The organism is Amycolatopsis thermophila (assembly GCF_030814215.1).
Classification (GTDB): Bacteria; Actinomycetota; Actinomycetes; order Mycobacteriales; family Pseudonocardiaceae; genus Amycolatopsis_E; species Amycolatopsis_E thermophila.
Window position 1 is genome coordinate 5055750 of sequence record NZ_JAUSUT010000001.1, and the last position, 13453, is coordinate 5069202.

The following is a 13453-nucleotide window of genomic DNA, read 5'->3' on the forward strand; positions in this document are numbered from 1 at the left end:
CCGCGGCGCGGGTGGCGGGCAAGGTGAGGCGGGGCTGAGGGACCTCGACTTGGTCGCGGCGCTCGCGTCGGGCGTGGCGGCGGTGGCGATGCTGAGGTGACCGGGGCGGCGTCGGCGTGCGGTGGCACGCGAGCTGAGGTGCGGCAGGCGCGGCGGCCGGGGGCCGGGAGCAGCCCGTGGCGCGGGTGGGTGGCGTGCAAGGTGAGGCGGGGCTGGGGAACCCGACCTAGTCGCGGCGCTCGCGTGGGGCATGGCAGCGGTGGCGATGCCGGGGGTGACCGGCGCGGAGTGGGCGTGCGGGGCGCGCAGTGCGGGGTGTGCCAGGCGCGCAGCCTGGGGGCTGGGCCGGAGGGAACTCACCTCGCCCGGGTGATGCCGTCGCCGCGCGGTGCCGGTGACAGTGCGGAGGTGACCGCGCACGGGATCGGGAGCGGGACCCGCTCCCCGGCCGGCCGGCGGGCTCGTCCGGTGCACGCGGGGGACTTGCGCATCGAGGCGTGGGGCACCACTCGCGAGCTTTGCGTGGCGGAGGCCGTCCGGGCCCTGGTCGACAGCTTCGTGCCACCCGGCCGCCCGGTGGCGACCCGCGTCGTCTCGTTCGAGGTGACCGGCGCGGACGACCAGGTGACCGCGGCGGCGCTGGCGCGCGTGATCACCGCGCTGCGCCGGCTCGGTGTCGTGCCGGTGGACACCGAGGTCACCGGCACCCCGACGGGACTGCGGCTGCGCTGCGACATGGCCGACGCCGCCGCGATCCGCCCCCGCGGCGCGCTGCCGAAGGCGGTCACCGCCGGGTCCGTCCGGTGTGGACGGAAAGCCGGGTCGTGGTGGTGCACGGCGCGGATCGACGTCTAGTGCGAGCACGGCCGGGAGCGGAAGCCGGTCGGTGACCCGGCGCCACCCGGGGTGCCATGATGATCCCGTGGGCCAACCCAGGAGGCACTGATGACCGGCTTCGGGGCGGAGCGGATCGCGGAGTTCATCGAGCCGCTGCGGGTGGAGCCGGGGCGGAAGGTCCGGCTCGCCGAGGACTTCGACCCCGCGTTCAAGGCGGGGGTGACGAAGAAACGCGACGGCCGGGAACTGCTGCGCGCGGGCGTCGACCTGCTCGCCGAGTACCAGCGCCGGCTCGCGGCGGAGAACACCCGGGCGGTCCTGCTGTGCCTGCAGGCGCTCGACGCGGGCGGCAAGGACGGCACGATCCGGCACGTGATGAGCGGCGTCAACCCGCAGGGCGTGAAGGTCAGCAGCTTCAAGGTGCCCTCCGCGGAGGAGCTGGACCACGACTACCTGTGGCGCTACTCCCGCCGCCTGCCCGGGCGCGGCGAGATCGGGATCTTCAACCGGTCCCACTACGAGGAGGTCCTGGTGGTGCGCGTGCACCGGGAGAACCTGGACCGGCAGCGGCTGCCGCGGGACGCCGGCGACGAGCTGTGGGCCCGCCGCTACCGCGAGATCAACGACTGGGAGCGGTACCTGACCGGCAACGGCATCGCGGTCGTCAAGGTGCTGCTCAACCTGTCGAAGGACGAGCAGCGCAAGCGGTTCCTCAAACGCATCGACGTGCCCGAGCGGAACTGGAAGTTCTCCGCCGACGACATCCGGGAACGCCGCTTCTGGGACGACTACCAGGTCGCGTTCTCGGACATGCTCTCCGCGACGAGCACGCCGTGGGCGCCGTGGTACGTCGTGCCGGCCGACCGCAAGTGGTTCGCACGCCTGTGCGCCGGCGCGCTGCTGGCGCACACGCTCATCCAGCTCGACCCCCGGTACCCGCGCGTGTCGGACGAGGCGCGCGCCGAACTGCGGGCCGCCCGCGCCGAGCTGGAGGCCGAGAAGCCCGAGCGGCCCTGACAGTTCGGGTGTTTCTCGAGCGCCGGCAGATGATGCCGAGCGGGGACGCCCGCGCCGCCCTCGCACCGGCCGCAGGGTGGCCGCGCCGCGCGGCTCCCGAGCGGCGACGGCCGCCCCGGGCGGACCGACTCGCTCGGGATGTGCCGCGCGGCCTCTCGTCGGCGAACTCCACCATGCGCCGCGTGGCGGCGTCAGGAGGCGGGGGCCGCCTCGACGGCCTTCGCGCGCGCCTGCTCGACCCGCTCGGCGTGCGAGGGCGGGTTGGCCGGCACGTGCTCCGGGCGCTTGGCCTCCATCTCCTTGCGCAGCACCGGCACGACCTCCTCGGCGAGCAGGTCGATCTGCTCCAGCACCGTCTTCAGCGGCAGGCCCGCGTGGTCGATGAGGAACAGCTGCCGCTGGTAGTCGCCCACGTCCTCGCGCATCGTGGCGTACCGGTCGATCACCTGCTGCGGGCTGCCGACGGTCAGCGGGGTCGTCGCGGTGAAGTCCTCCATCGTCGGGCCGTGGCCGTAGACCGGGGCGTTGTCGAAGTAGGGGCGGAACTCGTTCCACGCGTCCTGCGAGTTCTTGCGCATGAACACCTGCCCGCCGAGGCCGACGATCGCGGTGTCGGCCGGGCCGTGGCCGTAGTGCTCCCAGCGCTGCCGGTAGAAGCGGACCATCTTCTTCGTGTGCGACATCGGCCAGAAGATGTTGTTGTGGAAGAACCCGTCGCCGTAGTAGGCGGCCTGCTCGGCGATCTCCGGACTGCGGATCGAGCCGTGCCACACGAACGGCGGAACACCGTCGAGCGGGCGCGGGGTCGCGGTGAAACCGCGCAGCGGGGTGCGGAAGTTGCCCTCCCAGTCGACGACGTCCTCCTCCCAGAGGCGTCGCAGCAGCGCGTAGTTCTCGATCGCGAGCGGGATGCCCTGGCGGATGTCCTTGCCGAACCACGGGTACACCGGGCCGGTGTTGCCGCGGCCCATCATCAGGTCCATCCGGCCGTTCGAGATGACCTGCAGCATCGCGTAGTCCTCGGCGATCTTCACCGGGTCGTTGGTGGTGATCAGCGTCGTCGAGGTGGACAGGATGATGTTCTTGGTGACGCCGGCCAGGTAGCCCAGCATCGTGGTGGGGGAGGACGCCACGAACGGCGGGTTGTGGTGCTCACCGGTGGCGAAGACGTCGAGCCCGGCCTCGTCGGCGTGCTGGGCGATGGTCAGCATCGACCGCACGCGCTGGGTGTCGTCCGGCGTCTCACCGGTCGTCGGATCCGTGGTCACGTCACTGACGGAGAAGATCCCGAACTGCATGTCAGCCTCCTGCTGATGGGGTGTCGGCCGGTAAAACGTCTCGCGCGGAAGAATATTCCGTGCGAGACTACCTGAGCATCGCCGGCAGGACGTCCCGCAGCCCGGGGGACAGGGCGACCGTCGCGGCGGAGTCGACCGTGTGGTCGCCGCCGTCGGCGTCCAGGACCAGCCCGCCGGCCTCGCGCACCAGCAGCACCCCGGCCATCGTGTCCCAGGGGAGGTTGGACAGGATGACCGTGGCGTCGAGGCGGCCGTGCGCGACCCACGCGAGGTCCGCCGCCGCGGTCCCGATCATCCGCACCCGCTCGGCCCGCGCCCCCAGTTGCTCCAGCAGCGACAGCCGCAGCCGGTTCTTCGGCCCGGAGTCCTCGCCGACCGCGAAATCGCCCACCGAGACCATCGCGCCGGACAGCTCGCGCACGGCCGAGACCCCGATCCGCGCGTCACCGGCGTAGGCGCCGTAGCCCTCCACCGCCGTGTAGACGGTGTCCAGGAACGGCAGGTCGATCGCCGCCACCACGCTGCGCGGCCCGGACACCAGCGCCAGCGAGATGCCGGTCAGTGGGATGCCGCGGGCGAAGTTCGCCGTCCCGTCGACCGGGTCCAGCGTCCACCACAGCTCGCCCCGCTCGCCGCCGTGCTCCTCGCCGACCACGCCGATCTCCGGCGTCTCCCGCGCCAGGAACTCCCGCACCGCCTCCTCGACGGCCAGGTCGATGTCGGTCACCAGATCACGTTCACTCTTGTGGGTGACGGACTGCGGGGCGCGTGACGTGATGATCCGGTGCCCGATCGCGACCGCCTCGCGGGCGACGGGCAGCAGCGCGAGGTGGTCCACGTCAGGACTCCGCGACGTCGAACGTGTCCACCTGCGGCAGGACGTGACCCAGGCGGTCGCGCTTGGCGGTCAGGTACCGGATGTTGTCCGGGCTGGCGGGCGCCAGCAGCGGCACGCGCGCCGCCACCCGGATGCCGTGCGTCTCCAGCGCCGCGATCTTGTCCGGGTTGTTCGACATCAGCCGCACCGAGCGGACACCGAGGTGGCGCAGCACGCGCGCGGCGGGGCGGTAGTCGCGCACGTCGACCGGCAGGCCCAGGCTCGTCGCCGAGTCGACGGTGTCCAGGCCGTCCTCGTCCTGCAGGACGTGCGTGCGCACCTTCGCCACCAGGCCGATCCCGCGCCCCTCGTGCCCGCGCAGGTACACCAGCACCCCGCTGCCCTCGTCGACGATCGCGTCCAGGGCGGCGTCGAGCTGTTCCCCGCACTCGCAGCGCACCGCGCCGAACACGTCCCCGGTGAGGCATTCCGAGTGCACGCGCACCAGCACGTCGTCGCGCCGGATGCGGCCGTGCACCAGAGCCAGGTGCTCGGCCCCGTCGCGGAACGCGACAGCCCGGAACGGGCCGCGGCGCGTGACCAGGGTGGATTCGGCGATGTCCTGTTCGCGCATAGGGGTTCCCCTCGTCGTCGACCGGGAACGTGCCCTCCCGGTATACCGGAACGATGCATCCGCTGCCGCCGGAAACCACCGACGACATCCGCGACCGGGCGCCCGCCGTGGCGGTCCTGCCCGTCGGGAGCCTGGAACAGCACGGCCCGCACCTGCCGCTGACCACCGACACGCTGATCGCGTGCGCGGTCGCGGAGGAGATCTCGCGGGCGCACGGGTTCTGGCTGCTGCCGCCGGTCACGGTGTCCTGCTCGCACGAGCACGCCGCGTGGCCGGGGACGGTGAGCGTGTCGGCGACCACGCTGATCGCGGTCGTCTCCGACATCGCGGCCTCGTTGCGCGCGTCCGGGGTGGGGCGGCTGGTGCTGGTCAACGGGCACGGCGGGAACCACGTGCTGGCCAACGTCGTCCAGTCGGCCGGTGGCGCGATGGTCCTGTTCCCGAGCTACGGCGAGTGGGCGGCGGCGCGCGTGGCCGCGGGTGTGGGCACGACCAACGACGAGGACATGCACGCCGGCGAGCTGGAGACGTCGATCCTGCTCCACGCGTGTCCCGAGGTGGTGCGGCCGGGGTACGCGGACGCGGATTCGGCACCCGGGGATCTGCGCCACCTCCTGTCGCTCGGGCTGGCCCCGTACACGGAGTCGGGCGTGGCCGGTCATCCGTCACGCGCGTCGGCCGGGAAAGGGCGCGCGGCGCTCGCGGCACTGGCCGAGTCGTTCCGCGCGCACCTGCCCGTGCTCGGAGTGTGAGCACCCCGGGCAGCGCGGCGACCAGGGTGAGGACGCCGTAGACGACCGACGCCGTGATCCCCGCGCCCGCGCCCAGCCCGGCGGCGCCGAACGCCACCGCCGCGTACCCCTCGCGGGGCCCCCAGCCGCCGATGTTCAGCGGCACCGCCATGACGACGAGCGCGCCGAGACCGAGGGGCACGAGGGTGCCCAGCGGCGCGGACACCCCGGCGACGCGTGCGGCGACGACGAACAGGGCGGCGTGCCCGGCGACCGTCGCCGCGGACAGCAGGACCACGCCCGGCCAGGTGCGGCGGGCGAGGAGGCCGCGGGCCTCGGCGGCGGTGGTGCCGACCGCGCCCCGCCACCGGGGCACGACGGCGACGGCCGCGGTGACGGCGAGCGCGACGCCCAGCAGGACCAGGACCCCGCTCGACGGGGGCCCGGGCAGGATGCCCGGCCGGGCGGCGACGAGCATGGCTCCGGCGCCGAGCAGCACGACCTGCCCGGCGAACCGCTCCAGCACGACGGCCCGGACCCCGCGCCCGACATCGCCCGCACGCCGGCCGTGACCCAGCGCGCGTCCGACATCGCCCAGCACCCCGGCCGGGAGCACCGAGTTGAGCAACGTGGAGCGGTAGTAGGCGCTGGTGGCCGCGGGCAGGGTCAGCGGCAGACCCAGCGCCCGGGCGACGAGGCACCACCGCCCGGCGCAGGTGACGGTGGTGAACAGTCCGATCCCGAGCGCGAGGACGAGGCTTCGCGGACCGACGAGCCGCAACCCGGCGACGAACACCCCGGTGCCGACGTGGGCCACGAGCGCCAGGAGGATCCCGGCGGCGGCGAGCAGGCGCAGCCACGGCCACAGGCGTGACCACGGGAGACGGCCGGCCAGGCGCCGGCCCGGGCGGGGGCGCATCAGCGGGCCCCGATCGCGAGCAGGTCGGTGTGGTGCACCACGACACGCAGCTCACCGGCGGCCAGGGCGGCCAGCCGTCGCCGGGTGTAGTCCGACGCGGGGAGGCGCGGGTCCTGCTGGTGCGCCGCGGCGACCCAGCCGCGCAACCACTGCCCGGTCAGCGCCTGCTCCGACCGCCCGAGGCGCCACGGGCTCGGCGCACGGTGGACGATCGCGCCGCGGCGTTCGAAGGCCCGGGTCGCGAACGCCACCGCGTCCGGGCCCAGCAGGCCGCCGCGGCGCTGGTGGTCGTCGAAGGCGGCGGCGACCTCGGCGTCGAGCGGGTCCTCCGGCGTCAGCTCGACCCGCCCGGCCACCGACAACGTCAGCAGCGCCGGGCACCCGGCCGCGGCGCACGCGGCGGCGAGGGTGTCCACCTCGGCCGGCGTGAGCAGGTCGAGCAGCGCGGAGGTGACCAGCAGCGAGGTCCCGGTCAGGTCGAGGCCGGTGAGATCACCTTCCAGCGTCTGGAACGTCACCCCCGCCCCGGCGACCGAAGCGCGGGCGAGCAGGTGCGGGTCGCTGTCGTGGAGGACCCAGTGCTGCGGGACCGGCAGCCGGGGAGCCAGCCAGCGCGCCATCGAGCCGGTGCCGCACCCGAGGTCCCGGATGACCAGGCGCGGTTCGTGCGGTCCGGACTGCGCGGGGTCCGGGCCGTCCGGGCGTCCGGTCAGGTGTTCGCGCAGGGGAGCGAGCAGCGCGGTCGCGCGGGCGGCGGCGTCGGCGGGTTCGCGGAGCGCCAGCCAGTCCGGGGCGCAGCGCGTGGTACCCCGCTCGCCGGGCGCGCCGGGGCCCGCGCCGCCCCATCGGTCGTCGGTCACACCCCTTGTCACGGGCGGTGGCCCGGTTCCGGTTCAACCGGGGCCCGCTCGTCACCCGGGCGGCGGTGGCTCCAGCTCGCCGAGCACCCGGTCCATCGTCCGCGCCGCGGTGGTCCAGTCCGGCAGCGCGCCCCGGCGCAGGCGGGCCGACCGGCGCAGTGACCCGCGCAACGACGGCGAGGTGAGCCAGGACCGCAGAGCCCCGGCCAGCGCGGGCACGTCGCCGGGTGGCACCAGGATTCCGGGCAGCGATCCGTCCGCCGCCCGGCCCAGTGCTTCGGCCCCGGCGGAGGCCAGGACCGGGATTCCGCGCGCCAGTGCCTCGGCCACGACCATGCCGTACGTTTCCGACCGCGACGGCAGCACCAGCAGACCGGCCCGCTCGTACGCGCGGTCCAGCGCGGGGCCCGTCAGCGGACCGGTCACGACCACCCGGGAGGTCAGGTCGTGCCGCGCGATCAGCTCCCGTACCCGCGCCGCGAACGACGGCGCCCGGCGCAGCGGCCCCACCAGCCGGCACCGCCAGTCCAGATCCGCCACCGCGGCGAGCGCCTCGACCAGGGTGTCCTGTCCCTTGTGCGGGGTGAGGGACGCCACGCACAGCAGCTCCGACCCCGCCGACACCGGCGCCGGGTCCGTCCCCGGCGGCACCACGTGCACCCGGGACAACCCGTGGTGCCGCCTCAACCGCCGTGCCGTGCCCGCGCTCATGGTCACCACCGCCCGCGCCGCGTGCAGCGTCGTGCGCTCCCGCGCGTCCAGCGCCGCCGCCGCCCCGGTCTCGTCCCCGAGTGGCATGTGCACCAGCACGACCAGCCGCAGGCGGGCGGCGTGCGGCACCACGACCTCCGGCACCCCGCAGGCCACCAGCCCGTCGATCACCACCAGCGCGCCCGCCGGCACCGCCGCCAGCTCACGGTCCAGCAGGGCCCGCGCCCCGGCGCCGGGAGACGGCCACGCGCCCGGTACGGCCACCTCCCGCACCGGCCTGCCGAGCTGCCGCAACCCCGCGACGATCCGCCGGTCGTAGACGTTGCCGCCGCTGGGCAGCTCCGGATCGTCGATGTCACCCGGCAGGACGAAGATCACGGTCGTAGCTCGCCCACGCCACGTGCGATTCGTGCAGGGTCACCGAAATCCCCGCCAGCCCCGACGCGCCGTCGCCCAGCGCACCCTCGTGCACCCGGCCGGCGAGCCGGTCGGCGATCACCTTCGCCAGGAACTCCGTCGACGTGTTGACCCCGGCGAACTCCGGCAGATCGTCCAGGTTCCGGTAGTTCAGGCCGGCCAGCACGGCGCGCAGCTGCTCGGTCGCCAGCCCGATGTCGACCACGATGTTGTCCGCGTCCAGCTCGGCGCGGCGGAACGTCGCGTCCACCACGAACGTCGCGCCGTGCAGGCGCTGCGCCGGGCCGAACACCTCGCCGCGGAAGCTGTGGGCGACCATCACGTGGTCGCGGACCGTCACGCTGAACACGGAACCTCCTGGTAGACGACGCGGTGGCAGAGCGCGGGGATGTCGCCCGAGGCCAGCTCCGGCAGCACCGACGGCAGGTCCTCGAACGCGCACTCGCCGGTGATCAGTGTGTCGAAAACCGGGTCGGCGAGCAGGTCCAGCGCGAGCGCGAGCCGGTCGGCGAACGCCCGCCGCGACCGCCGGGCGGGGGAGACCATCCCGACCTGGCTGCTGCGCACCACCAGTCGCCGGGAGTGGAAGAACTCGCCGAGCGGCACGCTCACGCGCCGGTCGCCGTACCAGCTCAGCTCCACGACCTCGCCCTCCGCGGCGAGCAGCTCCAGCGCCAGCGTCAGCCCGGAGTCCGTGCCGCTCGTGTGGACCACCAGGTCACAGCCGGGCGTGGCGTCCTCGGGCCGCGCGAACTCCACGCCCAGGGCCGCCGCCACCGCCGCGCGCGACGGGTCGACGTCGACCAGTTGCACCCGCACCGCCGGGAAGCGGGCCAGCAGCGCCGCGACCGCGCAGCCGACCATGCCGCCGCCGACCACCGCGATCCGGTCGCCGATCAGCGGCGCGGCGTCCCACAATGCGTTCACCGCGGTCTCGACCGTGCCGGCGAGGATCGCCCGCCCCGCGGGCACCGCCTCCGGCACGACGGTCACCGCGCCGGCCGGCACGACGAACCGCGTCTGGTGCGGGAACAGCGTGAACACCGTGCGGCCCAGCAGTTCGGGCGGCCCCTGCTCCACCACGCCGACGTTGAGGTAGCCGTACTTCACCGGCGCCGGGAAGTCGCCCTCCTGGAAGGGCGCCCGCATCAGCTCGTGCTGGCTCTCCGGCACGCCACCGCGGAAGACGAGCGTCTCGGTGCCCCGGCTCACGCCCGAGAACAGGGTCCTGACCTCGACTTCGCCCGGTCCCGGCGGCGCCAGGTCGACCGGCCGGATCTCACCCACCCCCGGCGAACTGAACCAGAACGCCTGTGCGGCACGTGTCATGGGCGAGACCTCCGGCGAAGGGACGCGGTCACGATGATCGTCCGGACCCAGCGTGGCACGATTCCGGCCCGCCAGGAACAGGCACTGGCCGCCGGTGCCCTGCTGGTGCAGCTGACCGCCCTCGACCTGACCCTCGGCCTGGGCACGGCGGGCTGGCTCGCCGGTGCGGGGTACGGCGCCGGCCTGTGGGCGCTGCTCGCCGCCGCGCTGCGCCGGGCCGGCAGGTCCGCCCTGACCCCCGCGGACCGCGTCACCCTGGCCCGCGCGACGGTCGCCGGCGGTGTCGTGGCGCTGGTGGCCGGCGGGAGCACCGGCCCGGTGCTCGTCGCGTTCGCCGCGGTGGCGCTCGCCCTCGACGCGGTGGACGGCCGCATCGCCCGGCGCACGGGGACGGTGTCGCCGCTCGGCGCGCGCTTCGACATGGAGGTCGACGCGTTCCTCATACTCGTGCTCAGCATCGCGGCCGCGGCGTCGCTGGGGCCGTGGGTGCTGGTGATCGGCGCGATGCGGTACGCGTTCGTGGTGGCCGGGTGGGTGGCGCCGTGGCTGCGGGGCGCGTTGCCGCCGGACCTTCCGCGCAAGGCGGTCGCGGCGGCGCAGGGGATCGCGCTGGTCGTCGTGGTGGCGGACGTGCTGCCGTCGTCGTGGGTCGTGGCCGCGGGCGCGCTCGCGGCGCTGGTGTGGTCGTTCGGCCGTGATGTGGGGTGGCTGTGGCGCACCCGGTGACCCTCCGGCGAGCGGCCGACGTGCTCGCGTGCCTGCTGGTGGTGGGCGCGCTCGTCGTGCCGGACGACTTCGCGGACGTCGGGGTGACGGCCTTCGTGCGGATTCCGGTGGAGGCGCTGATCGGCGTCGCGCTGGCGCTGGCCCTGCCCCCGCGGCCGCGCCGGGTCGGGGCGCTGCTCGCCGGCGCGGTCGTCGGGGTGCTCACCCTGGTCAAGATCGCCGACATCGGGTTCTCCCGGGTCTTCGACCGCCCGTTCAGCCCGGTGTTCGACTGGGGTTTCGCCGGGCCGGCGCTCAGCCTGCTCCACGGTGCCGCGCGCGCCGCGGTGGTGGCCGGGGTCGCGCTCGCCGCCGTCGCGGTGGTCGTGCTGATGACCCTGGCGGCGTCCCGGCTGGCCCGGGTCGCCGCGGACCACCGCACGACCGCGGCGCGGATCGTCGCCGTCCTCGCGGTCGGCTGGATCGCGGCCGCGCTGACCGGGGCACCGCTGGCCTCGCGGACGACCGCCGCGCTGGCCTACCGGGAGGTGCGGTCGGTGGCCGCCGACCTGGCCGACCAGCGGGAGTTCACGGCCGAGACGTCCGCCGACCGGTTCCGGGACACCCCGCCCGACCGGCTGCTGACCGCGTTGCGCGGCAAGGACTTCCTGCTCACCTTCGTGGAGAGTTACGGCCGCGTGGCGCTCGGCGACCCCGGCGTGGCGGCGCTGCTCGACGACGGGACCCGCCGGCTGCGGTCCGCCGGGTTCACCGCGCGCAGCGCCTTCCTGACCTCGTCGACGAGCGGCGGCGGCAGCTGGCTCGCACACTCCACAATGGAATCCGGTCTGTGGGTGGACAACCAGCAGCGGTACCGCGCCTTCACCGGCAGCGACCGGCTGACGCTGTCCGGCGCGTTCGGCCGCGCGGGCTGGCGCACGGTCGACGTGCAGCCGGAGAACGGGGCGGACTGGCCCGAGGGCGCGGTTTACCGGTTCCAGCGGCTCTACGACGGGCGCAACCTCGGCTACCGCGGCCCGAACTTCTCCTACGCCGCGGTGCCCGACCAGTTCACGCTCGGCGCCTTCCACCGCGCCGAGATGACGCCGGGCCACGCGCCGGTGATGGCGGAGATCGACCTCGTGTCCAGCCACTGGCCGTGGGCGCCGTTGCCGCGCCTGGTGGATTGGGATTCCCTCGGCGACGGCACGGTTTTCGCGCCGATGCCCGCGCAGGGTTCGCTGGTGGACCAGGTGTGGTCGGCGCCCGCGCGCGTCCGGGCGGCCTACGACGACTCGATCGAGTACTCCTTGTCGGCGCTCATCTCCTACGTGCAGACCCACGGCGACGACGATCTCGTGCTCGTGTTCCTCGGCGACCACCAGCCGAACACGTCCGTCACCGGCGAGGGCGCGGACCGCGACGTGCCGGTGACGCTGGTGGCCCGCGATCCGGCGGTGCTGGACCGGATCACCGGCTGGGGCTGGCAGGAGGGACTGCGGCCGGGGCCGGACGCGCCGGTGTGGCCGATGAGCGCGTTCCGCGACCGGTTCCTGACCGCCTTCGGCCCTTGACCGCACTGCGGGGCGCGCAGTTGCCTGGAATAGTTCCGGTCACGGCCGCGCACGGCAGAGGAGGTTTCCGTTATGAGCGAGCCGAACCAGTTGTTCACCACCACCGACGCGGGAATTCCCGTCGAAAGCGACGAGCACTCGTTGACGGCGGGCCCGGCGGGCCCGATCCTGCTCCAGGACGCGTATCTGATCGAGCAGATGGCGCAGTTCAACCGGGAACGGATCCCGGAGCGGCAGCCGCACGCCAAGGGCAGCGGCGCGTTCGGACGGTTCGAGGTGACCGCCGACGTCAGCCGCTACACGAAGGCGGCACTGTTCCAGCCCGGCGCGAAAACCGAACTCGTGGCGCGGTTTTCCACCGTGGCGGGGGAGCGGGGCAGTCCGGACACGTGGCGCGATCCGCGGGGTTTCGCGCTGAAGTTCTACACCAGCGAAGGCAACTACGACATGGTCGGCAACAACACGCCGGTCTTCTTCGTCAAGGACCCGATGAAGTTCCAGCACTTCATCCGGTCGCAGAAACGCCGAGCCGACAACAACCTGCGCGACCACGACATGCAATGGGACTTCTGGACGCTGTCGCCGGAATCGGCGCACCAGGTGACCTGGCTGATGGGTGACCGCGGCATCCCGCGCACGTGGCGCCACATGAACGGCTACACCTCGCACACCTACATGTGGGTCAACGCCGAGGGCCGCCAGTCGTGGGTGAAGTACCACTTCAAGACCGACCAGGGCATCGAGTTCTTCACCCAGCACGAGGCCGACCAGATGGCCGCCGCGGACACCGACTACCACACGCGGGACCTGTTCGAGCACATCGCGGCGGGCGATTTCCCCAGCTGGACGCTGTACGTGCAGATCATGCCGTACGAGGACGCGCCCGGATACCGCTTCAACCCGTTCGACCTGACCAAGGTGTGGCCGCACGGCGACTACCCGCTGATCGAGGTCGGCCGGATGACCCTGGACCGCAACCCGACCGACAACCACGCCGAGATCGAGCAGGCGGCGTTCCAGCCGAACAACCTGGTGCCCGGCATCGGGCCGAGCCCGGACCGCATGCTGCTGGCACGGCTGTTCTCCTACGCCGACGCCCACCGCTACCGCATCGGCGCGAACTACCAGCAGCTGCCGGTGAACGCGCCGGTCGTGCCGGTGCACAGCTACTCCAAGGACGGCGCGATGGCCTACCGCAAGGTCACCGACCCGGTGTACGCGCCGAACTCCAAGGGCGGCCCGGCGGCGGACACCGCGCGTTACGGCAGCCCGCCGACCTGGGAGACCGACGGGCGGATCGTGCGGTCGGCCTACGTCGACCACGCCGAAGACGACGACTGGGGCCAGCCGGGCACGCTGGTGCGCGAGGTGCTCGACGACGCGGCCCGGGACCGGTTGGTGGACAACGTGGTCGGGCACCTGCTCAACGGTGTGTCCGAACCGGTGCTCCGGCGCGCCTTCGAGTACTGGCACAACATCGACAAGACCCTCGGGGACCGCATCGAGGACGGGGTGCGCGCCAAGCAGGACGAAAAGGACCCGAAGGCCGCCGACCAGGGCAACCCCGCGCGTCGCAGCATGCAGGCCAAGGCCTGATGCCCGTG

At 73.8% G+C, this 13453-nt stretch carries 13 protein-coding genes and 1 pseudogene; 6 read left to right on the forward strand and 8 right to left on the reverse strand.

Translation table 11 applies throughout. The annotated features are described in order from the left end of the window. The first annotated feature begins 408 nt into the window (after nucleotides 1-408). Nucleotides 409-855 carry an archease gene (locus tag FB470_RS24755; RefSeq protein WP_306995284.1) on the forward strand — a complete coding sequence of 149 codons (447 nt, stop codon included), beginning with the start codon at nucleotides 409-411 and terminating at the stop codon, nucleotides 853-855. A 90-nt stretch (nucleotides 856-945) separates the two neighbouring features. Further along, nucleotides 946-1854, forward strand: coding sequence for a polyphosphate kinase 2 family protein (locus FB470_RS24760; RefSeq protein ID WP_306995286.1), 909 nt, complete (start codon nucleotides 946-948; stop codon nucleotides 1852-1854). A 191-nt stretch (nucleotides 1855-2045) separates the two neighbouring features. On the opposite strand, the gene FB470_RS24765 is transcribed toward FB470_RS24760, so the two are convergent. The 3 genes from FB470_RS24765 to FB470_RS24775 form a co-directional block, all read right to left on the reverse strand. After that, on the reverse strand, nucleotides 2046-3152 hold the full coding sequence (locus FB470_RS24765; protein ID WP_306995288.1) for an LLM class flavin-dependent oxidoreductase: 1107 nt from the start codon (nucleotides 3150-3152) through the stop codon (nucleotides 2046-2048). A 67-nt stretch (nucleotides 3153-3219) separates the two neighbouring features. Continuing rightward, the gene (locus FB470_RS24770) at nucleotides 3220-3990 is read right to left on the reverse strand and encodes an inositol monophosphatase family protein (protein ID WP_306995290.1); all 771 of its coding nucleotides are present in this window, start codon (nucleotides 3988-3990) and stop codon (nucleotides 3220-3222) included. A 1-nt stretch (nucleotide 3991) separates the two neighbouring features. Then, nucleotides 3992-4603, reverse strand: a complete 612-nt coding sequence (locus FB470_RS24775) for a GTP cyclohydrolase II (RefSeq protein WP_306995292.1) — start codon at nucleotides 4601-4603, stop codon at nucleotides 3992-3994. Between the two features lie 53 nt (nucleotides 4604-4656). Between FB470_RS24775 and FB470_RS24780 the strand changes: the two genes are divergently transcribed. Beyond that, on the forward strand, nucleotides 4657-5355 hold the full coding sequence (locus FB470_RS24780) for a creatininase family protein (RefSeq protein ID WP_306995293.1): 699 nt from the start codon (nucleotides 4657-4659) through the stop codon (nucleotides 5353-5355). Between the two features lie 64 nt (nucleotides 5356-5419). Here the strand turns inward: FB470_RS24780 and FB470_RS24785 are convergent. From FB470_RS24785 to FB470_RS24805, 5 genes and pseudogenes are all read right to left on the reverse strand, one after another. Then, nucleotides 5420-6253: pseudogene (locus FB470_RS24785) on the reverse strand (lysylphosphatidylglycerol synthase transmembrane domain-containing protein); the annotation flags it as partial. Next, complete coding sequence (locus tag FB470_RS24790) at nucleotides 6253-7113, reverse strand: methyltransferase domain-containing protein (protein WP_306995294.1); 861 nt, start codon at nucleotides 7111-7113, stop codon at nucleotides 6253-6255. The gene FB470_RS24790 and the pseudogene FB470_RS24785, both read right to left, overlap by 1 nt. A gap of 51 nt (nucleotides 7114-7164) precedes the next feature. Further along, nucleotides 7165-8202 carry a glycosyltransferase family 4 protein gene (locus tag FB470_RS24795; protein ID WP_306995295.1) on the reverse strand — a complete coding sequence of 346 codons (1038 nt, stop codon included), beginning with the start codon at nucleotides 8200-8202 and terminating at the stop codon, nucleotides 7165-7167. Further along, nucleotides 8180-8590, reverse strand: coding sequence for a 6-pyruvoyl trahydropterin synthase family protein (locus FB470_RS24800; RefSeq protein WP_306995297.1), 411 nt, complete (start codon nucleotides 8588-8590; stop codon nucleotides 8180-8182). The genes FB470_RS24795 and FB470_RS24800 overlap by 23 nt, the downstream gene beginning before the upstream one ends. Beyond that, nucleotides 8578-9570: a zinc-dependent alcohol dehydrogenase gene (locus tag FB470_RS24805; protein WP_306995298.1), complete on the reverse strand. Its 993-nt coding sequence runs from the start codon at nucleotides 9568-9570 to the stop codon at nucleotides 8578-8580. Before FB470_RS24805 ends, FB470_RS24800 begins: the two co-directional genes overlap by 13 nt. Nucleotides 9571-9603: 33 nt before the next feature. On the opposite strand from FB470_RS24805, the gene FB470_RS24810 reads away from it, so the two are divergent. The 3 genes from FB470_RS24810 to FB470_RS24820 all read left to right on the forward strand — a co-directional run bounded on the left by FB470_RS24810 (nucleotide 9604) and on the right by FB470_RS24820 (nucleotide 13445). Beyond that, a complete protein-coding gene (locus tag FB470_RS24810; RefSeq protein ID WP_306995299.1) occupies nucleotides 9604-10296 on the forward strand; it encodes a CDP-alcohol phosphatidyltransferase family protein in 693 nt (230 codons plus the stop codon). After that, nucleotides 10293-11849: an alkaline phosphatase family protein gene (locus FB470_RS24815; protein WP_306995301.1), complete on the forward strand. Its 1557-nt coding sequence runs from the start codon at nucleotides 10293-10295 to the stop codon at nucleotides 11847-11849. The genes FB470_RS24810 and FB470_RS24815 overlap by 4 nt, the downstream gene beginning before the upstream one ends. 72 nt (nucleotides 11850-11921) lie before the next feature. Next, the gene (locus FB470_RS24820) at nucleotides 11922-13445 is read left to right on the forward strand and encodes a catalase (RefSeq protein WP_306995303.1); all 1524 of its coding nucleotides are present in this window, start codon (nucleotides 11922-11924) and stop codon (nucleotides 13443-13445) included. The last annotated feature ends 8 nt before the right edge of the window (nucleotides 13446-13453 follow it).